Source organism: Pantoea sp. y20, assembly GCF_054903455.1.
Genome location: NZ_CM142816.1, coordinates 2,126,144 through 2,146,231, shown reverse-complemented (window position 1 = coordinate 2,146,231; position 20,088 = coordinate 2,126,144). Strand labels below are relative to the sequence as shown.

Annotated in this window: 21 protein-coding genes; 11 read left to right on the top strand and 10 right to left on the bottom strand. The window is 54.2% G+C overall.

The features are described from left to right. Window positions 1-198: 198 nt before the first annotated feature. The 4 genes from rhaB to rhaM are packed head-to-tail and all read left to right on the top strand — an operon-like array spanning window position 199 to window position 4,077. Window positions 199-1,671, top strand: a complete 1,473-nt coding sequence (gene rhaB / locus ACYAC5_RS10090) for a rhamnulokinase (RefSeq protein WP_462061681.1) — start codon at window positions 199-201, stop codon at window positions 1,669-1,671. Continuing rightward, window positions 1,664-2,920, top strand: a complete 1,257-nt coding sequence (locus tag ACYAC5_RS10085; RefSeq protein WP_217546568.1) for an L-rhamnose isomerase — start codon at window positions 1,664-1,666, stop codon at window positions 2,918-2,920. The genes rhaB and ACYAC5_RS10085 overlap by 8 nt, the downstream gene beginning before the upstream one ends. Before the next feature lie 10 nt (window positions 2,921-2,930). Then, a complete protein-coding gene (gene rhaD / locus ACYAC5_RS10080; protein WP_277974894.1) occupies window positions 2,931-3,773 on the top strand; it encodes a rhamnulose-1-phosphate aldolase in 843 nt (280 codons plus the stop codon). Next, the gene (gene rhaM / locus ACYAC5_RS10075) at window positions 3,763-4,077 is read left to right on the top strand and encodes an L-rhamnose mutarotase (protein ID WP_008108878.1); all 315 of its coding nucleotides are present in this window, start codon (window positions 3,763-3,765) and stop codon (window positions 4,075-4,077) included. The genes rhaD and rhaM overlap by 11 nt, the downstream gene beginning before the upstream one ends. Window positions 4,078-4,144: 67 nt before the next feature. Here rhaM and ACYAC5_RS10070 read toward each other — a convergent pair whose 3' ends face one another. Next, entirely contained in the window at window positions 4,145-4,798 is a 654-nt protein-coding gene (locus tag ACYAC5_RS10070) for a TetR/AcrR family transcriptional regulator (RefSeq protein WP_192411802.1), read from the bottom strand. A 295-nt stretch (window positions 4,799-5,093) separates the two neighbouring features. On the opposite strand from ACYAC5_RS10070, the gene bhsA reads away from it, so the two are divergent. Beyond that, window positions 5,094-5,351 carry a multiple stress resistance protein BhsA gene (gene bhsA, locus ACYAC5_RS10065; RefSeq protein WP_101764345.1) on the top strand — a complete coding sequence of 86 codons (258 nt, stop codon included), beginning with the start codon at window positions 5,094-5,096 and terminating at the stop codon, window positions 5,349-5,351. An 82-nt stretch (window positions 5,352-5,433) separates the two neighbouring features. On the opposite strand, the gene ACYAC5_RS10060 is transcribed toward bhsA, so the two are convergent. The 3 genes from ACYAC5_RS10060 to ACYAC5_RS10050 all read right to left on the bottom strand — a co-directional run bounded on the left by ACYAC5_RS10060 (window position 5,434) and on the right by ACYAC5_RS10050 (window position 8,666). Continuing rightward, on the bottom strand, window positions 5,434-6,618 hold the full coding sequence (locus ACYAC5_RS10060) for a sugar transporter (RefSeq protein ID WP_101764346.1): 1,185 nt from the start codon (window positions 6,616-6,618) through the stop codon (window positions 5,434-5,436). A 365-nt stretch (window positions 6,619-6,983) separates the two neighbouring features. Beyond that, window positions 6,984-7,241 carry a hypothetical protein gene (locus tag ACYAC5_RS10055; protein ID WP_101764347.1) on the bottom strand — a complete coding sequence of 86 codons (258 nt, stop codon included), beginning with the start codon at window positions 7,239-7,241 and terminating at the stop codon, window positions 6,984-6,986. A 168-nt stretch (window positions 7,242-7,409) separates the two neighbouring features. Further along, window positions 7,410-8,666, bottom strand: coding sequence for an MFS transporter (locus tag ACYAC5_RS10050; RefSeq protein ID WP_462061680.1), 1,257 nt, complete (start codon window positions 8,664-8,666; stop codon window positions 7,410-7,412). 94 nt (window positions 8,667-8,760) lie between these two features. Here ACYAC5_RS10050 and ACYAC5_RS10045 point away from each other — a divergent pair, with 94 nt between their 5' ends. From ACYAC5_RS10045 to ACYAC5_RS10030, 4 genes are all read left to right on the top strand, one after another. After that, window positions 8,761-9,657: a LysR family transcriptional regulator gene (locus tag ACYAC5_RS10045; RefSeq protein ID WP_280172859.1), complete on the top strand. Its 897-nt coding sequence runs from the start codon at window positions 8,761-8,763 to the stop codon at window positions 9,655-9,657. Between the two features lie 134 nt (window positions 9,658-9,791). Then, window positions 9,792-11,009, top strand: a complete 1,218-nt coding sequence (gene mlc / locus ACYAC5_RS10040; RefSeq protein ID WP_192411804.1) for a sugar metabolism global transcriptional regulator Mlc — start codon at window positions 9,792-9,794, stop codon at window positions 11,007-11,009. 102 nt (window positions 11,010-11,111) lie between these two features. Next, window positions 11,112-11,816, top strand: a complete 705-nt coding sequence (gene bioD, locus ACYAC5_RS10035; protein WP_462061679.1) for a dethiobiotin synthase — start codon at window positions 11,112-11,114, stop codon at window positions 11,814-11,816. 178 nt (window positions 11,817-11,994) lie between these two features. Next, window positions 11,995-13,368: a nucleobase:cation symporter-2 family protein gene (locus ACYAC5_RS10030; protein WP_462061678.1), complete on the top strand. Its 1,374-nt coding sequence runs from the start codon at window positions 11,995-11,997 to the stop codon at window positions 13,366-13,368. A 144-nt stretch (window positions 13,369-13,512) separates the two neighbouring features. On the opposite strand, the gene osmV is transcribed toward ACYAC5_RS10030, so the two are convergent. Genes osmV through ACYAC5_RS10010 form a run of 4 tightly spaced genes read right to left on the bottom strand, consistent with a single transcriptional unit; the run spans window position 13,513 to window position 16,965 of the window. After that, window positions 13,513-14,649 carry an osmoprotectant ABC transporter ATP-binding protein OsmV gene (gene osmV, locus ACYAC5_RS10025; protein WP_101764353.1) on the bottom strand — a complete coding sequence of 379 codons (1,137 nt, stop codon included), beginning with the start codon at window positions 14,647-14,649 and terminating at the stop codon, window positions 13,513-13,515. Further along, a complete protein-coding gene (gene osmW, locus ACYAC5_RS10020; RefSeq protein ID WP_064738719.1) occupies window positions 14,649-15,296 on the bottom strand; it encodes an osmoprotectant ABC transporter permease OsmW in 648 nt (215 codons plus the stop codon). The genes osmV and osmW overlap by 1 nt, the downstream gene beginning before the upstream one ends. 9 nt (window positions 15,297-15,305) lie before the next feature. Next, window positions 15,306-16,232 carry a glycine betaine ABC transporter substrate-binding protein gene (locus tag ACYAC5_RS10015; RefSeq protein WP_192411807.1) on the bottom strand — a complete coding sequence of 309 codons (927 nt, stop codon included), beginning with the start codon at window positions 16,230-16,232 and terminating at the stop codon, window positions 15,306-15,308. A 16-nt stretch (window positions 16,233-16,248) separates the two neighbouring features. Further along, the gene (locus ACYAC5_RS10010) at window positions 16,249-16,965 is read right to left on the bottom strand and encodes an ABC transporter permease (protein WP_101764354.1); all 717 of its coding nucleotides are present in this window, start codon (window positions 16,963-16,965) and stop codon (window positions 16,249-16,251) included. Window positions 16,966-17,349: 384 nt separating this feature from the next. Here ACYAC5_RS10010 and ACYAC5_RS10005 point away from each other — a divergent pair, with 384 nt between their 5' ends. After that, window positions 17,350-18,810 (top strand): MDR family MFS transporter, encoded by a 1,461-nt coding sequence (locus ACYAC5_RS10005; RefSeq protein ID WP_101764355.1) that lies wholly within the window; start codon window positions 17,350-17,352, stop codon window positions 18,808-18,810. A gap of 31 nt (window positions 18,811-18,841) precedes the next feature. Here the strand turns inward: ACYAC5_RS10005 and ACYAC5_RS10000 are convergent, their stop codons facing one another. Beyond that, window positions 18,842-19,138: a DUF1161 domain-containing protein gene (locus ACYAC5_RS10000; RefSeq protein WP_277974923.1), complete on the bottom strand. Its 297-nt coding sequence runs from the start codon at window positions 19,136-19,138 to the stop codon at window positions 18,842-18,844. Between the two features lie 52 nt (window positions 19,139-19,190). Then, a complete protein-coding gene (locus tag ACYAC5_RS09995) occupies window positions 19,191-19,526 on the bottom strand; it encodes a DUF1283 family protein (RefSeq protein ID WP_101764357.1) in 336 nt (111 codons plus the stop codon). Window positions 19,527-19,656: 130 nt separating this feature from the next. Here ACYAC5_RS09995 and ACYAC5_RS09990 point away from each other — a divergent pair, with 130 nt between their 5' ends. After that, on the top strand, window positions 19,657-19,986 hold the full coding sequence (locus ACYAC5_RS09990; RefSeq protein ID WP_462061676.1) for a YnfA family protein: 330 nt from the start codon (window positions 19,657-19,659) through the stop codon (window positions 19,984-19,986). Window positions 19,987-20,088: the final 102 nt, after the last annotated feature.

The following is a 20,088-nucleotide window of genomic DNA, read 5'->3' as shown; positions in this document are numbered from 1 at the left end:
GCTAATTTTTCAAGATCTCACCGGCGATTGACAGAAATGCGGCAAGGCTCACATCTCGCCACTTGTGTGGTTCTGTGAGCTTTCTCACGAACTTCTTTGTCAGCCTGCCAGTGACTATTACGCACTGGCAGTAAGGGGAAGGTGGCAAAAAGCGGAGATTTCTAATCTGTAGTCATCTCATTACAGGAAGAACACGCCATGAGTATGCGTAACATTGTTGCCATTGATTTAGGCGCATCCAGCGGGCGCGTGATGCTCGCACAATGGAGTTCAGCGAATCAGCAGATCAGCCTGCGCGAAGTGCGTCGCTTCACCAATCAGCGTGTGCGCCGTGCAGATTATGATTGTTGGGATTTGGATCGACTGGAGCAAGAGATTCGTTTAGGGCTGGCCCAGCTTGATGATGAAGGCATTGTGCCGGACAGCATTGGCATCGATACCTGGGGCGTTGATTTGGTGTTGCTGGATGCCAACGGTAAACGCGTCGGCGAGGCGGTAAGTTATCGCGATAAGCGTACAGAAGGGCACATGGCTCAGGCCATTAACGATCTCGGCAAAGGAGCAATCTATCAGCGCACCGGCATTCAATTCTTGCCGTTCAACACCCTTTATCAACTGCACGCACTGCATCAGCAGCAGCCAGATTGGCAGGAAAAAGTGCAGTATGCGCTGATGATTCCTGACTATCTGCACTATCGCCTTACCGGCCAGATGAACTGGGAATACACCAACGCCACCACCACACAACTGCTCAATATTCACAGCGGCGAATGGGACAGCGATTTGCTTGCGTGGGCTGGCGTGCCGGCTAAGTGGTTCGGCAAACCCACATCGCCAGGTAACACTGTCGGTAACTGGACCAGCGCCAGCGGCAACCACGTTCCGGTGATCGCGGTTGCGACTCACGATACGGCGAGCGCGGTTTTGGCCACCCCGTTAATGCAGGATGATGCCGCTTATCTCAGCTCGGGAACTTGGTCACTGATGGGGATTGAGAGCTTGCAGCCTTGTGTCAGCACGGCGGCGCTCAATGCCAACGTAACCAATGAAGGTGGAGCAGAAGGCTACCGCGTTCTGAAAAACATTATGGGTTTGTGGCTGCTGCAACGTGTCTGCACTGAGCTGCAAATTACCGATCTCTGTTCGCTGATCAAAGAAGCCGCAAAAGAGCCCGCCTGTCGTACGCTGGTTAACCCCAATCACAGCCGTTTTATCAATCCAGACAGCATGGTTCAGGAGATTCAAAACGCCTGCGCCGAACAGAACATGCCCGTACCGCAGACGCCGGCTGCGCTGGCTCGCACCATCTTCGACAGTCTGGCCTTACTCTATCGCCAGGTTATTGGCGAACTCGGCACACTGCGCGCGGCACCGCTGCGTCAACTGCATGTGGTGGGCGGCGGCAGTCAGAACCCGCTGTTAAATCAATTGTGTGCCGATGCCTGTCAGCTGCCGGTATTGGCGGGGCCGATTGAAGCCTCGACGCTCGGCAACGTCGGCTGCCAGCTCATTGCTTTGGGCGAACTGCGTGACGTCAGCGATTTACGCCGCTGCATTAGCCAAAACTTCCCGTTAGAAAAATTTGAACCGTTGAACAACAGCGCCTTCGCTGCCCATCAGGCACGCTTTGCAGCGCTCAGCCAACCTGCTAAGGAACTTGCATATGACTAAGCTGATTGAACAGGCCTTCGAACTGGCCAAACAACGTTACGCCGCCATCGGTGTGGATGTGGAACAGGTAATGGCGCAGCTGGATGGCATTCCGGTCTCGATGCACTGCTGGCAAGGTGATGACGTGCGCGGCTTCGAAAATCCGAACGGTGAACTGACCGGCGGTATTCAGGCTACCGGCAACTATCCGGGACGCGCCCGTAATGCTGATGAGCTGCGCTCTGATGTTGAAAAAGCGATGTCACTCATTCCGGGTGCTAAACGCCTCAACCTGCATGCGATTTATCTGGAGAGCGATAAGCCGGTCGACCGTGATGCGATTGAACCGAAACACTTCAGCAACTGGGTGGAATGGGCCAAAACGCACAAGCTGGGCCTCGATTTTAATCCAAGCTGTTTCTCCCATCCGCTGAGCGCCGATGGCTTTACCTTGTCACACGCCGACAAAGGGATTCGTCAGTTCTGGATCGATCACTGCAAGGCCAGCCGTCGTATCTCTGCACACTTTGGTGAGCAACTGGGTACCGCATCCGTTATGAATATCTGGGTGCCGGACGGAATGAAAGATCTCACCGTCGATCGTTTAGGACCGCGTCAACGCCTGGCGAGTGCGCTTGATGAAGTGATCAGTGAAAAACTCAATCCTGCGCACCACATTGATGCGGTAGAGAGCAAACTGTTTGGCATCGGCGCAGAGAGCTACACCGTGGGTTCCAATGAATTCTGCCTGGGTTATGCCAGCAGCCGCCAGACCGCGCTGACTCTGGACGCCGGCCACTTCCATCCAACCGAAGTGATTTCCGACAAAATTTCCACGGCCATGCTCTATGTGCCGCGCCTGCTGCTGCACGTAAGCCGTCCGGTGCGCTGGGACAGCGATCACGTGGTGATTCTCGACGATGAAACCCAGGCCATCGCTACCGAGATCGCGCGCCACAAATTGTTCGACAAGGTGCACATCGGTCTCGACTTCTTCGATGCGTCGATCAACCGCATCGCGGCGTGGGTAATTGGGACACGCAATGCCAAAAAAGCGCTGCTGCGTGCTCTGCTGGAACCTACCGACCAGTTACGCAAGCTGGAGAACGAAGGGGATTACACCGGCCGCCTGGCGATGCTGGAAGAACAAAAATCGTTGCCGTGGCAAGCGGTGTGGGAAGCCTGGTGTCTGCGCCACGATGTCCCTGCTGATGCCAGCTGGCTGAGCGAAGTCCGTCATTATGAACAACAAACACTGCGTCAACGTTAAGGTACACACCATGCAAAATATCCTCTCTTCCGCTTTTGTTCAGGGAATGGTTAAAGCGACCAGCGACATGTGGTTGAAAGGCTGGGATGAGCGTAATGGCGGCAACGTCAGCTTACGTTTACTGCCGGAAGAAGTTAATGATTTCGCCGGTGATTTCTATGCCGAGCCGCGCTGTATTGAGCTGACCAAACCTGCTCCAGCGCTGGCCAATGATTGGTTCCTGGTCACCGGGTCGGGGAAGTTTTTCCGTAACGTTCAGCTCGACCCGGCCGACTGTCTGGCGCTGCTGCAGGTGGATGACAAAGGCTTGTCATACAAAATCCATTGGGGTTTGAGTAACGGTGGCCTGCCAACATCAGAGTTGGCAGCTCACTTCCAGTCGCACAGCGTGCGCAAGCAGGTCTCAAACGACATTGATCGCGTCATCATGCATTGCCACGCCACCAACTTTATGGCGCTGAGCTATGTGGTCGATCTGGATTCCGCACGATTCACACGCCTGTTGTGGGAAGGCAGCACCGAATGTCTGGTGGTGTTCCCGGATGGCGTAGGTATTCTGCCGTGGATGGTGCCCGGCACCGATGGAATTGGTCAGGCAACGGCAGACGCAATGGCAAATCACAGCATTGTGATGTGGCCGTTCCATGGCATCTTTGGCGCGGGTCCAAACCTCGACGAGACTTTCGGCCTGATCGATACGGCGGAGAAATCCTCCGAAGTGGTGGTAAAAGCGCTGTCAATGGGCGGCATTCGTCAAAGCATCACCACTGAGCAGCTGATCGCGCTGGGTGAACGCTTCAACGTTAAGCCGTGGCAAGCCGCGCTGCAGGCGGAGCGCAGCGATGTTGCGTAAAGCCTTTGTGATGCAGGTGCATGCACACTGCCACGATGAGTATCTGCGCCGTCATACGCCAATTTGGCCGGAGCTGGCTGAGACGCTAAAAGCGCATGGCGCGCACAATTACGCTATCTGGCTGGATGCTGAACGCAATCTGCTGTTTGCCAGCGTGGAAATTGAGTCTGAAGCGCGCTGGGAAGCAGTGGCAAAAACGGAAGTGTGTCAGCGCTGGTGGGCATCGATGAAGGATTTAATGCCATCGAATCCGGATAACAGTCCGGTGAGTGCAGCGTTGAAACCGATGTTTTTCCTGCCTTAACGCTCGCTCACCTCAGTATTTGTACGGAGGCAATAATTTTAGGCCGACACGGAAGTCGGCCTGAATTTTATTTGGTGCTCAATTCACAATATCCCGCCAGAGCGGGCCAGATTGCCATCTGCGTATCCACGATCTGGTCAAGGTCCTCACGATTAGCGCCTTCACGCGCACGCACCGACATTCCCTGCAGTAAACACGCCAGGTAGCGGGCTAACCTTGCACTATTGGCACATTGCGGTAACTCGCCGCGCTGCTGCCGGGTATCAAGAAATGCTTTTAACGCTGATTCCTGCGCGTGATGCTGTTGAGCCAGCATTTGCGCCACTTCTTCTGAGCCGGAAGAGAGCGCGCTCGAGGTACAAATGAAGAAACAACCAGCAGGCTTATCACATGCGGTGAAGCATGCGGCGGTTGCGCGAAAATAGGCTTCAATGGCCGTTTTCACGTCTAATGCATCGTCATTTAGCACGGCGTTGCGTTGTGCGCTGAACGTTTCAATGTATCGCTGCATCGCCGCACGGAATAACCCTTCTTTATTTTCAAACTCAGCATAAAGGGTTGGGGCCTTAGCGCCGGTAGCGTTAACCAAATCGGACAGCGAAGTGCCTTCATAGCCATGCGCCCAGAACAACATCAATGCCTTATCCAGGGCATCGTTGCGATCAAACACTTTCGGACGGCCGCGCGTTTTCCTGTTCACCACATCGATAACTTCTGTCATTGGGCACCTCAAAGCGTAGAAACACCCCATTAAATTACCGATCATTAAATAAATATGCAAGCGCAGCCCGGAATGAGTCTATTCGTCTTTGCCCGTTTGTGCTTTTTGCTTGCGAAAGCACCCAAATGGATAAGTCAAAAAGGGCTGGGAAGCCCATAATCACGCCACTTCCGATTAAAATAATGATCGTTAATAAAATGATTGACGCGCGGGTCCATTCGGCGGTAGCATTTAATTAACGGTTGTTAACTTAATCGCGACCGACCCCAATTCACCCGTTTAAGAGAGCAAAATTATGAAAAGCATCAAACTGACTTTGGCCGCTGTAGCATTGTCTTCAATCGCGTTTGGTAGCATGGCTGCAGACTTAGTAAACGAAGCGCCGTTGAATCAACAACAGATTGGTGTGGTTAGCGCATCAGGTAGCACTAACCTGACATCGCTGGAGAATCAGCTAGCGGAAAAGGCCAGTGCTGCCGGAGCAAAGTCATTCCGCATCACTTCGACCTCTGGCAACAACAAGCTAAATGGCACAGCAGTAATTTATAACTAAGAGAATTGAGCGGAGGGCAATGAAGCATTCCGCAGGAAGTGAATAAAAGGCTTCGGAAGATAACCTTCTGAAGCCTTTTTTCTTATCCGTTAGAACGCAGCTGTGGATAGCGGCGGAAGATAGCGATACACCAGAACAGTGCGGCAAGGCCAATAATGCCGCCGACGTTACCGACATCCGACATTTGCATATGCAAACTGACCTGATTACCCAGTAGCGCACCCGCGCCGATACCGATGTTGTAGATACCCGAGAACAGCGACATCGCGACGTCGGTGGCATCCGGTGCCAGCGCCAAAACGCGCACCTGCATCGCCAGACCAATCATCATCATTGCCATGCCCCAAACGATGCACAGCACGGTGATTGCAGCGGGACGTACAGCAGCAAACACCAGCAAGCCCATGCTTAGCGTGATCATCGCAATCGCGGCGATCAGCATCGCAGAAGGGAATCTATTGCCCAGCGTACTAAACAGCACGCTGCCGAGAATGCCCGCTGATCCAAATAGCAGTAACAGCAGCGTGGTGAAATTATCATCGGCATTAGCCACCACCTGCATAAACGGTTCGATGTAGCTGTAAGCGGTGTAATGCGCCGTCACCACCACGGTAACCAGAACGTACATTGCCACCAGCGCCGGACGGCGGAATAGCATCGGAACGCTGCTCAGTGAACCCGTGTGCTCGCTCGGCAGACGCGGCAGTATGCGCATCAGCAAAATCAGCAATACCAAAGCAGACAAGCCGATCATGCCAAAAGTAGTGCGCCAGCCAAGATATTGACCGACGATACGCCCAATCGGCACGCCCAGCACCATCGCCAGCGCGGTACCGGTTGCCAGCATACTCAACGCCTGAGTTTTCTTGCCTGCAGGCGCCACGCGAATGGCCAGCGAAGCGGTAATTGACCAGAACACGGCGTGCGCTAAGGCAATACCGATGCGCGAGATAACCAGTGAGGTGAAATCCCATGCCAAAGACGAGAGCACATGGCTGGCAACAAACACAATGAACAACACCGCCAACAGCAGGCGACGCTCAATATTGCGCGTTAACAGCATCAACGGCAGTGACAATAGCGCGACAACCCACGCGTAGATGGTCAGCATAATGCCAACATCGGCAGTCTTCATGTCATAGCTGGCGGCGATATCCGACAGCAGACCGACAGGCACGAATTCTGTGGTGTTAAAGACAAAAGCAGCAATAGCCAGCAGTACAACGCGTAGCCAGGCCGTTTTACGGGAAACAGTAGTAGATTGCATGGAGTTCAAATCTGTCAGACGGCAAATGAAAGGGCAAAAAGCACCCCAGAAAGTGACCGGAGTCACAAATTGCCGCTATTGTGGAGCATTAATGAGCGGAGGGAAACCGTTTGTCGGGCTTTTATTACTGAATATTTTTTATCAAGAGTGGCGTAATTAATAGCCTGAGGTTTTTACGCTTTCTGTCATCAATACGAGAGCGAGCAAGATTAACAACGGGGGAGAAAGAGGCAACTGGACCTGACGCCACCTTGAGCGCCTTAAGGTCCAGTTATTATTACACTTAAATTTATAATTATTATGAAACGCCGCAGTGCTGCTTAACAAAAGAGTTAGGTCTGCTGACCACTCTCACATCATGATTATCAGAGTCGCACCATATGTTTTAGTGCCACACTATTCTGAGTCGTCATGTTTTTTTTTAACCCCACCGGACAGCAGTGCTCGCAGCCCAGCGCGCTGGCATAAAATTTACGCGCTTGCTGAATGGCGGCATTTGGCGTGTAGAAAGTCCCAAGGAAACGGCGTGCCTCATCGGCGGGTAGGTACGGGCATCCCGTTGCGTGTACTACATGGTTGTCGTTATAGCCGGCATGCTTATCGACGTAATAATAGAGTCCCATCTATCGTCCTCATTGCTGTGAAATAATAAAAGTCTAACTATTGTTGGAATGGAATGAATTATAGCGACGAATGGCCGTTTTGTTTTATCTGGGACTGTGAGATCACCGGATGGCGTGGACCTGATAAGAGAACGGGGCGTATTAGCCCCGTTTAACAGATGAAAGGTATTACAGTTTCCGGCACTGCAATCGCCAGCCGACCAGCAAAGCCATTAATAATAGCAAGCTAATGAATGCCGTAACGCCCATCCAGCCATAGCTGTGCCAGAACACGCCGCCCAATGTACCCGCCACGCTGGATCCAACGTAATAGCTAAACAGATAGAGTGACGATGCCTGGCCTTTAGCCCGACGCGCACGCGGGCCAATCCAGCCGCTGGCAACAGAATGCGCCGCAAAGAATCCGGCGGTGAACAACATCATGCCGGGTAAAATCAGCCACAGTGAGTTAAACGCCGTCAGCAGCAATCCCGTCAGCATAATCGCAGTTGCGCCAATCATCACCGGACCGCGTCCAAAGCGGCTGGTCATCGCGCCGGCTTTCGGTGAACTCCAGGATCCGGTCAGATAGACCACCGACAGCAATCCCACCACCGCCTGGCTCAGCGACCAGGGCGCACTCAGCAGGCGATAGCCGATGTAGTTGAACAGCGTGACGAACGCGCCCATCAGCAGGAAGCCCTCAGCGAACAGCAGCGGTAATCCTTTATCGCGCCAGTGCAAACGGAAGTTGATCAGCAAACTACGCGGACGTAGCGAAGCTGGACGGAAATGACGCGACGCAGGCAGGATTTTCCAAAACATCAGCGCGCCCGCCAACGCGAAACAGCCAATCACGCCCACCGCAACGCGCCACGAGAAGAAATCAGTCAATACGCCCGTCAACAGGCGTCCGCTCATGCCGCCAATCGAGTTACCGCTGATGTACAGCCCCATGGAAAAGGCGATAACGCGTGGATGAATCTCTTCACTCAGATAGGTCATGCCAACCGCCGCAACCCCGCTCAGCGATAAGCCAATCAGCGCGCGCATCAGCAAAATCCCCTGCCAACTGCTCATGGTGGCGGAAATCAAGGTACAGATAGCCGCGAGCAACAGCGCGGTAACCATCACCGATTTACGCCCAATCGCATCCGACAGCGGCCCGGTAAACAGCAATCCCAATGCCATTAAGCCGGTCGATAGCGAGAGAGAAATACTGCTTTGCGCTGGAGAAACACCAAACTGTTGCGATAACACCGGCAAAATGGGCTGCACGCAATACAGCAGGGCGAAAGTGGCAAGACCGGCAGAGAACAGCGCCAGCGTCACGCGCATAAACTGCGGCGATCCGCGTTCAATCCATTCTGAAGGGGCTGCAGCTGGAGCAGGCTTTACGGACAACTCGTCTTCATCGAGTATCACCCCCTGAGAAGAGCGACTCACGGAACATCCTCGTTTGAACAATCATGCCGTTACTGTAGGAAAGGGCGAATAGGTTGTACAATATATTAATAATCTCAAATGAGACGTTTAAAGTATGAATGTTGAGTTGCGTCATTTACGCTATTTCGTTGCCGTCGCGGAGGAACTGCATTTTGGCCGCGCCGCGCAGCGCCTGAATATTTCGCAACCGCCGCTGAGTCAGCAGATCCAGCAACTGGAGCAGGAAATTGGCGCCCAGCTGTTTACCCGCACCAATCGCAGCGTACAGATCACGCCCGCCGGCGCGCTGTTTTTGCAGGATGCGCGTGCCATTTTGTTACAGGTGGAGCAGGCCACCCGCCGCGCCGCACGCGTGCATAGCGGGCAGGAGGGCGAGTTGCGCATCGGCTTTACCTCCTCAGCGCCGTTTACCGGTCTGGTTTCTGACGCGCTGTACCAATTCCGTCAGCGTTGGCCAGAAGTGCACATTCAGATGCAGGAGAACAATACGCGGCAGCAGCTTGCGCCACTTCATGACGATCGGCTCGACCTCGGTGTGATGCGCAATACGCCGCTGCCCAGCGATCTGCAGCACCGCGTGTTACTGCGTGAGCCGCTATGCGCGGTAGTGCATTGGGCGCATCCGCTGGCCGATGCAGAGTCGATTTCCATTCAGGCATTAGCCAACGAGCCGTTTGTATTTTTCGATCCGCAAGGCGGCACTGCGTTGTACGGTGAAATCCTGGCGCTGCTGCATCGCTATCAAATCAAACCTTTTATTACGCAGGAGGTGGGCGAGGCGATGACCATCCTTGGTCTGGTGGCGACCGGACTCGGCGTGTCGATTCTGCCGGCGTCATTCAGCCGTGCACGTCTGGCCGATGTGGTGTGGATCCCGTTGCAGGAGAGCGACGCGATTTCTGAAGTTTGGCTGGTCTGGTCAGCGACGCGAGAACCAACGGCGCAAATGAGCAATATGATGTCGCTGATGCTGCAAAATGCAGAGAATTGAGTCCGCAGTTGAATGAGGGCCCAAACTTTATGTGCGATAAATCACATTTCTAATCAAATATTTGACGCTGCAGGGCAATCTGCATCACCATAGCTGCTGTTTATTTAGAAGCGCGAAAATAATGGGAGCAGGGCGTGAATCTGTACAGTCAACCTGGTCATATTGATCAGATAAAACAGACCAACGCTGGTGTGGTTTACCGACTGATTGACCTTTACGGCCCGATTTCGCGTATTGAGCTTTCTAAACGTGCCCAGTTAGCCCCCGCCAGCATTACCAAAATCGTGCGTGAAATGCTCGATGCCCATCTGGTTCAGGAAACTGAATTTCAGGAGCCAGGCAGTCGCGGTCGTCCCGCGATTGGTTTGATCCTCGATACGCTCGCCTGGCACTATCTCGCCGTTCGCATTCAGCCCGGATTTATTACGCTGACGCTGCGCGATCTCAGCAGCCGCGCGCTGCAGGAAGATCGCCTGCCGCTGCACGCCAGCGCCGACAAACCACTGCTGCAAACCTTGCACGAGACAGTGAATGACTTCTTTATTCGCCACCAAAGCAAGCTGGAGCGTTTGACCGCCATCGCCATTACCTTGCCAGGATTGATCAACGCCGCTTCTGGCGTGGTCCATCGTATGCCGGGTTATGACGTGCAGGATATGCCGCTGGGAGAAACGCTGGCGCAGCGCACCGGTCTGCCGGTGTTCGTGCAGCATGATATTTCCGCCTGGACGTTAGCCGAAGCGCTGTTTGGCGCATCCAGTGGCGCGCAACATGTGATTCAGATTGTGATTGATGAAACCGTCGGCGCGGGCGTGATCAGCGGCGGACAACTGCTGCACAAAAATGGTCGTACGCTGGTGGAAATTGGTCATACGCAAATCGATCCTTACGGCCAGCAGTGTTATTGCGGCAATAATGGCTGTCTGGAAACCGTCGCCAGCATCGGAAGCCTGCTTAATCTCACCGCCCAGCGTTTGCCGTCGCAGCCGGACAGTGTATTGCATCAGACGCCGTTGACGATTGAGAGCTTATGCGCAGCCGCGCAGCAGGGCGATCGCCTGGCGCGTGATGTGATTGCGGGCGTCGGACATCATATTGGCCGCATGCTGGCGATGATGGTAAACATCTTTAATCCTCAACAAATCCTTATCGGTTCGCCGCTGAATCAGGCCGCCGATGTGCTGTTCCCTGCGGTGAGCAGTACCATTCGACAACAAGCCTTGCCCGCATACAGCAGTAAAATCCAGCTCACACCAACGTCTTTCAGCGATCCCGGCACCTTTGGCGGCGCCGCACTGATAAAAGACGCGCTCTATAGCGGCCATTTATTGGTAAAACTGTTGCAGGGATAATTACAGCTCACCTTAAGTTTGTCCTAACGCAATCTGCCCGCGAAAACATTTCCTTAAACTGCCTCCTTCGCACGTTACACATCGCTTTAATGAAGGAGGAGAATGGTGAAAACGCTTTTTGTCACCGGTACCGACACCGCGGTGGGTAAAACCGTGGTATCACGCGCATTATTGCAGTGCTTTGCCAAGACGAATCTGTGCGCCGCAGGCTTCAAACCTGTCGCCAAAAGCGCGCAACTCACATCTGAAGGCTTACGTAATAAAGATGCCCTGTTATTACAGCAGGCTTCAGGTCTCGCTCTCGATTATTCCGCCGTCAATCCTATCGCCTTACAAGAGGATGAAATCAGCACCAGCGCGTCGCAGCGTATAGATTATCCGTTGCTCAGCCGCAGTCTAAACGATTTGCAGCAGCGCGCCGCGCGCGTGGTGGTAGAAGGCACCGGCGGCTGGCGCAGTTTAATGAACGACTTACAGCCTTTGTCCCACTGGGTGCGGCAGGAACATTTACCCGTTGTGTTGGTAGTCGGCATTAAAGAAGGTTGCATCAGCCACGCTTTACTGACCGCCGATGCGATTGCGCAGGATGGATTGCGACTCGTGGGTTGGGTAGCCAACCGTATTAATCCCGGTCTGGCGCATTACGCTGAAATTATTGATGTTTTGAGCAACAAGTTAGGTGCACCTTTATTAGGCGAGTTGCCTTATCTGCCGCGCGCAGAACAACGGGAACTGAGTGGTTATCTGGATATTTCACTGCTCGATGACAATATTACGCACGACAACAGTGCAAAGCCTGCGGCCTGATGAAACAAAAAGCCGCAAATGATCAATGGCTGAATCTAAGATTTCAGATTCAGCCCTCCTCTTTACTGAATTAATTGCCATAATATTCAATATCTTACTTGCAAATTTTAATAAACCCCTTGTTCTGGCGTGATTCATGCATCAGCAGCTCTGATGAATATCTTGCCGGAGCACCTGTATGTCGCAATCAGATGAGAAAGGTTTGTTGTATGGGCTGAATGACCGCATCGGTCCATTGCCTGCATTTTGTGCCGCACTACAACATGTGCTGGCCAGCGTAGTGGGCATCATTACGCCGCCGCTGATTATTGGTTCCGTGTTGGGATTACAGGCATGGATCCCTTACCTGATCAGCATGTCGCTGCTCGTTTCCGGTCTCGGTACTTTCTTGCAGGCGCGCCGCTTTATGGGCATTGGCGCAGGCATGATCTGCCTGCAGGGCACCAGCTTTGCCTTTCTCGGGGTGATTCTGTCGGGCGGATTGATGGTCAAAGCGCGCGGCGGATCGCCAGAAGAGATCATGGCGATGATCTTTGGCTGCAACTTAGTAGCGGCGATGATTCCGATGTTGATCAGCCGCTGCATCGCGCCATTACGCAAAGTGTTGACGCCGGTGGTTACCGGCACCGTTATTACCTTAATTGGTATCAGCCTGATCAAAGTCAGCATCACCGATTGGGCTGGCGGCCATAACGCCAGCGATTTTGGCGCGCCCGGCAATCTGGCGCTCGGTGCCTTGACGCTGCTGGTAATTATCGTACTTAACCGTTCGCAAAATCGCTGGACGCGGCTGGTTGCGGTGGTGGCCGGCATTGCTGCGGGCTGTATCGCCGCAGCGTTAACCGGCCATCTCACCCTTAAGCCAATGGGTGATACGCCGTGGCTGGTAATGCCGGCGCTGTTCCGTTTTGGTTTTGCCTTTGACTGGACCATCTTCATTCCCATCGCGCTGGTATCGGTGATAGCCGTGATTGAAGCGGTGGGCGACCTCACGGCGAACTGCATGTTGTCGCAGCAGCCGATTGAAGGCGAAGCGTTTGAGCGCCGCATGCAGGGCGGTATTTTCGCCGATGGCATCAGCTGCTTGCTTGCCGCCCTGTTCTCTGCCTTTCCCAACACCACTTTTGCGCAAAATAATGGCGTCATCCAAATGACCGGCGTTGCCAGCCGTTATGTTGGCATGGTGATCGGCGTAATGCTGGTGCTGCTCGGTATGTTCCCGGCGATTGGCTATATGCTGCAGCAGATTCCACCGCCGGTGCTGGGCGGCGCGACCATTGTGATGTTTGGTAGCGTGGTGGCGGCCGGCATCCGCGTGATGACGCAAACGCCGCTTGGCCGCCGCGAGATGCTGATTGTTGCCGTGTCGTTTGGTATCGGTTTGGGTGTCGAAGCGGTGCCTGAGGTGCTGAAACAGTTCCCGACGCTGATTAGCAACCTGTTTGGTCACGCAGTGACTACCGGCGGGATGCTGGCGATTATTTTGAATGTCGTGCTGCCTTCAGAGCGCAGCGAAGCAGTGGCGGCAAAAACGGCTGAGGAGTCGCGTTAACAAAGCGCACGGAGTCAAATAGCCGAGGGGCATATGGCAGAGGAGTAAAGCATCCCGCGCCAGGGAAGGCGCGGGCTGAGCCTCAGGGATGATTTATGGCGACTTTACGATCTGCCATATGCCCCTCGGCGACTGCTTAGGGTTTTACGGATTCAACCGACGGCGCGTACGTCCAGAACTGAGATAATCGGCAATGTAATCCTGCGATATCTCGCCGCTATAACGACCTTCCTCATCGACGATCGGCATCCACACCGTGTTGTGCTCATACAGCTTCGACAGCACCACGCGCAGGTTTTCTTCCGCTTTGCCCGTCACTTTAAAGGTATGCAGCATCTCTTCGCAGCGGCCAGTGGCGCCGCGCGCTTCACGACGCTTCACAAATCCCAGCGGCTTGCCATCTTCATCAACCACCGTCACCGAACGCATATCGTTATCGTCCATGGTGGCGAAGGCCTCCTGCAGTGGCGTATTACGCTGCACGGTGATGGTGGGCTGCTGATCGGTGACATCGCCGGCCTGCACCAGCAACAAACGTTTCAGCGTACGGTCCTGACCGACAAAGGAGCCAACAAAGTCGTTCGCCGGTTTGGCTAACAGCTCATCCGGGCTGGCGCACTGCACAATTTTCCCCTGACCAAACACCGCAATGCGGTCGCCGAGTTTCAGCGCTTCATCAATATCATGGCTAACCAGCATCACGGTCTTCTTTAACTGGCGCTGCATCTCAAGGAATTCGTTCTGAATCACTTCACGGTTGATTGGGTCGACCGCGCCGAAAGGTTCATCCATCAGCAATACCGGTGGATCCGCAGCCAGCGCGCGAATCACGCCAATACGCTGCTGCTGACCGCCGGACATTTCGCGCGGATAGCGATGCAGGAACTTGGTCGGATCGAGCGCCACCATGCTCATCAATTCCGTGGCGCGTTCGCGGCAGCGCTTCTTATCCCAACCCAACATGCGCGGCACCACGGTAATGTTCTCCTCGATGGTCATATTCGGGAACAGACCAATCTGCTGGATGACATAGCCAATATTGCGGCGCAGGGTGACGGTATCTTGTCCGCTGGTGTCTTCACCGTTGATCAAAATCCTGCCGCTTGAGGAGGGAATCAAACGGTTAATCATCTTCAGGGTGGTGGTTTTGCCACAACCCGATGGGCCGAGCAGCACGCACATTTCCCCGGCAGGCACTTCAAGGCTGACGTTATCCACGGCATTAAGTGATGTGCCGTTCTTTTGCGTAAAGGTTTTCGTCAGGTTTTCCAGTTTTATCATTATCGAATCCCCTTAGGAGTCAGCGCCGACTGCAAACGGTGCAGCAGCCAATCAAGCACAATCGCGAGCAAACAAATCATTAAGGCACCGGCAATCAACATGCGCACATCGCTGCCGCTGATCCCGTCGAGCAGTTGCAGGCCCAAACCGCCCGCACCAATTACGGCGGCAATCGCCATCACGCCAACATTCATCACCACCGCTGTACGAATACCGCCAAAAATCACCGGTAGCGCCATCGGAATTTCTACCCAGCGCAGACGCTGCCAGAAGGTCATGCCAATCCCGCGACCGGCTTCACGCAGTCCGGGAGACAAATTCTCCAGCGCGGTGTGGGTGTTACGCACAATCGGCAGCAGCGAGTAAAGGAACACGGCGGTAATAGCGGGAAGGGCGCCAATGCCCTGACCGATCATAGAAAACAATGGAATCATCAAACCAAACAACGCGATGGTGGGAATGGTTAACACAATGGTGGCGATGCCGAGCACGGGCGTGGCCAGCCACTTAAAGCGCACAATCAAAATGCCCAGCGGTACGCCAACGATAATGGCGAAACCGACCGCAACCAGCACCAGCCACGTGTGTTGCCAGGTGAGCGTCATCAAGGTGTGCCAGTTATTCATGATGTAATGCAAGGTATCCACAGCGCCTCCTTACAGCATGTTCTTGGATTGAAGGAAATCACGCGCCACCTGTTGCGGCGACTGATGATCAATATCTACACGCTTATTCATCTCGGTGATCGCTTCGTCATTAATTAACGCGGAGAGCTGATTAAGCGCCGTATCCAAACCCGGATGGCTCTCGAGCACATCCTGACGCACGACAGGCGTGACGTTGTAACTTGGGAAGAAGTGCTTATCATCTTCTAACACTTTGAGTTCGAACCCTTTCACGCGGCCATCGGTGGTGTAGATCAAACCGGCATCAACAAAGCCATCGCGAATCGCGTTGTAAACCAAGCCGGGATCCATCTGGCGAATCTGCGGACGATCGAGCGGCATGTTGTAGGCTTTCTGCAGTGGCTTAAGACCATCGGAGCGGCCCGAGAATTCCAGATCCAAACCCAGTTTCCAGTTATGATCCGGATCGTTCTTGCGTACCTCTTCCAGCTTCGCCACCAGTTGCGACATGGTGTTGATGCCTTCTTTCTCCGCGCGATCGCGTTGCATGGCAAACGCATAGGTATTGTTCATCGGTGCAGGATTAAGCCAGACCAGACCCAATTTCGCATCCAGCTGTTTCACCGTTTTATACGCGTTTTCCGTCGACATTGGCTTATTGATGTGGTTAAAGATGATTAGCGAAGTACCGGTGTATTCCCATGTCATATCAATCTGTTTATTAATCATCGCGTTACGACCAATAGTGGTGGCGATATTGGTCTTGGGGATCACCTGAAAACCTTTCTTCTGCAGCCAAATCACCGTCATCGCGGAGAGGATGTGCTGCTCCGTAAAGCTCTTAGTTGCCATGGTAATCGGTGTTGCAGCCGCAGCGCTTTGGCTGATTGCCAGCGTCGCGGTGAGTGCCAGCGCAGTACGTCTAACCCAGCGCGCCAGCTTATTGGCAGTGGCCATCACAAAACTCCTTGTGTTAAGCCGCAGAGTGCGGGCTGAGATAACGTCCCAATGCTGCGAGCAGCATGTCGAGCACCAGCGCAACCAGCGCGGTGGCCACAGCGCCGAGGATCAGCGTAGGGAAGTCGTTGAGGTAGATGCCGGGGAAAATCAGCTCACCAAAACTGCTGGCACCGATCAGGAACGCCAATGGCGCGGTACCGACGTTAATCGCCGTGGCGATGCGCACGCCTGCCAGAATCACCGGCAGCGCATTAGGGATTTCCACCTGACGCAAACGCTGAAACTTGGTCATACCTATACCGTTGGCGGCTTCGATTAGCGACGGCGGTACCGCGCTTAAACCGGCAAAAGTATTACGCACAATCGGCAGCAGCGAGGCGAGGAACAGGGCAATCAGCGCGGGACGATCGCCGATACCGACAATCACCATCGCGAGCGCCAATACCGCCAGCGGAGGCAGCGTGTTACCCACGTTGAAGATTTGCATCACGTACTCTGCCCAGCGACGAGCAAATGGACGGCTAAGCAGGATGCCGCTGGGAATGCCCACCAGTAACGCAAAGAACATTGACCAAAACACTAAAAACAGATGCTGCTGCCCGAGATAAACCAAATCTTCCCGCCGGTCGCGCAGCGTATTCAGCCCCAGCCCCCAAACCAGCAGGGCAATCACCGCAACAATCGCGAGCAGAGCCAGCCCAGCGCGGCGGGCGAGCGATGCATTTTGCATAGCCAGTGTCTCCCTGATTCAAGAAATCGTTCGATAGGTAATGTCATTCCCAGGATGACGGCGCAGTGTTAAAACGCACACATACGAAAATCCTTCACCCCGTTAAATTGCAGTTAAAATGACTGTTATCAGATGCTTTTTCAGTGAATATCTGGAAAGCACCGCTTAGACCTATAGCAATGCTTGTCGATAAGCGCTAGTTTTTGCGGCAAAATCAGACAGATAGAAATAATAAAAAACGCCATCTAACCCGCGTGGAATAAGGCATCATCCGACAATAAAAAATTTTCATCGAAATAAGTGACGTCGTAACAGATGGGGCGCACGCAGAGGAAACTGGTCTGGTGAATTTTCAGCTAGCCTTGTTAGAAATTAAGGAGACGTATGACTGAAACTGCAGAATTGAACACGGAACATCGCCACTGGATTCTTATCGGCTGCATGCTCGCTATGTTTATGGCGGCGATTGAAGTCACCATCGTAGCCACCGCCATGCCGACCATTATTGCCGATCTTGGCGGCTTTTCGCAGTTTGGCTGGGTATTTTCCATCTATCTACTGACGCAAGCCGTTAGCGTGCCGCTGTATGGCCGACTGGCAGATATGTGGGGCCGCAAACGGCTGTTGTTTATCGGTGTTTCGCTCTTTTTACTGGGATCGATTCTGTGCGGATTTGCCCACAGCATGGCGTGGCTGATCCTGTTTCGCGCTTTTCAGGGGTTAGGTGCCGGGGCGATAATGCCGCTAACGTCCACCATTGTGGCGGACGTCTATTCGCCGCGCGAACGCGCCAACGTCCAGGGCTGGCTCTCCAGCGTCTGGGGCGTGGCGGCAATCATTGGTCCGCTGAGCGGCGCGTGGCTGGTGCAGCACTTTAGCTGGTCGGTGATTTTCTGGGTCAACGTGCCGATTGGCGCCATCGCCATGCTGCTGCTGGCGCGTTTTCTTCCATCGCGCGAACAAAATCAGGCCACCACGCTCAATCTCACCGGCAGCTGCTGGCTGATGATCTGCGTAACGGCGTTGCTGGTCGCGCTGCTGCAGGCAGAAGTGCTCGGTTTCTGGCTGGTGCCGTTCCTGCTGCTGGCGGTCATTGCTGCCTGGCGTTTAAAACAGCATGAACAGCGTGCTGATGCGCCGCTGTTCCCGCTGGAAATCTGGCGCAGCCGGCTTATCGTCGCTGGCAACATTGGCAACCTGATCATCGGTGCCAGCATGATGGGCATCAGCGCCTTTCTACCAACCTGGATTCAGGGCATCACCGGCGGCACGCCGCTGCAGGCCGGCAGCGCACTGGCGATGATGTCGATTGGCTGGCCGCTGGCCAGTACATTGAGCGGTAGGTTGATGCTTATCACCTCCTATCGCTTCACCGCGCAGTTGGGCGCGCTGCTGCTGATTGCGGGCAGCGCATTACTGCTGCTACTGCGCAGCGACAGCTCAATCGTGCAGGCCGGATTCACCGCCTTTGTGATTGGCACCGGCATGGGCATGACCAGCACCACGTTTCTGGTATCGGTACAGAACCATGCGCATTACGATATTCGCGGCATTTGCACCGCCTCAATCATGTTCAGCCGCATGATCGGGTCGGCGATTGGTACCGCGTTATTGGGCGCGGTGCTGAACCTCAATTTGTCGCTGCGTCTGCCGCAGGCCGACGATCCGATGCAGAAAATCATGTCGCCTGAAAGCCGTCAGGCGCTGTCGGAGGCGACATTGCATGACTGGACCGGACAAATCGCCAGTTCTTTACATTGGGTGTTTGTAGTGTCGTTGCTGATTGCGCTGCTAACGTTGTGGGTGGCGTGGATAATGCCGCGGCAAAGGCCGGAAGTGGAGTAAAAGCAGGGCGGCCAGAGAGCCGCCCGAAAGTTTACTGCGCTGGCGTATCCTGAGAGCTGCCCGCGCTGTCTGGCACGGTGCTGTCACCATCACGGCCATTTTTCTTGTAGACGATTTTCTGTGTGTCGTTCTCACAATGACCCACAACCTGGCCGCCGACCTGATCGGCTTGATCATTGGCCACGATATCCAGCGTGAAATCCGATTCGGCGACGCCGTTGTTAATGATTTTTTTGCTGATGTCCGCTTTGACGCTTTCACAAGACGCTTGCGCCAATAGCGGCAGCGACAAGATCGCCATCAGCAGAACTGCATTACGTTTTTTCATCATTCACTCCTTTGGTCAGAAATCCTGTCAAAACTATAGCAGTGATAAACGATTAAGGTGCAATTGGACGTCCGGTGCGGCGGTCGAGGCAGCGCAGCGTATTCGGTTCCCAATAGGCGTTAACGTTATAGCTCTTCTCGCAGGAGTCGCGGGTATCAAAGGCTTTGTCCGCTTTATCAAACTCTTTCTCAACGCGCGTATTGACCTTATTACGCAGGTTTTTGGTATCGTTCCACTGCTCTTTGCTCTGGCGCGCGGCTTCATTACTGGAGGCGCTGCTGCCATCTTCAATAATCAGGCGATCGGTTTTGGCCGCAGCGATGGGCGCAGCCATTAAAAGGCTCGACGTCACCACGGTAGCCAGCAGGGCGGAAAACAGTTTTTTCATCGTCATTTCCTTCAGTTAACACCAGCACAGCCGGGATCGCGGCTGTAACAACCATGGCCGCTAGTATATCATCGCTGCTTCTTTGCTCACCAGCGGTGAGCGCTTTGTTTAGCTTAGCGAGAGATTTTCTATGCTGGTCAAAACCGCCTTGCTGTTTTTTATCACTGCGATAGCGGAAATTGTTGGCTGTTTCCTGTCGTGGCTATGGTTGAAGAAGGGCATGACGGCGTGGCTGCTGGTGCCGGCCGCGGCAAGTCTTACGCTGTTTGTCTGGTTGTTAACGTTGCATCCCGCCGCGAGCGGGCGCGTTTATGCGGCCTATGGCGGCGTATACGTGCTGACGGCGCTAATCTGGCTGCGCGTGGTGGATGGCGTAAAACTGAGTACGTGGGATTGGGTCGGTGCGCTGGTCGCCTTGAGCGGCATGTTGATTATCGTGACCGGTTGGGGCCGCGCGTAATCATCGGCCACACCGGCGTGCGATATCAGGGGGAAACATCCCGATGAGGTCGTCGCGGCGAAAGCCGCCGGAGCGCCTCACAGGATGGTCGCCCCGGATATT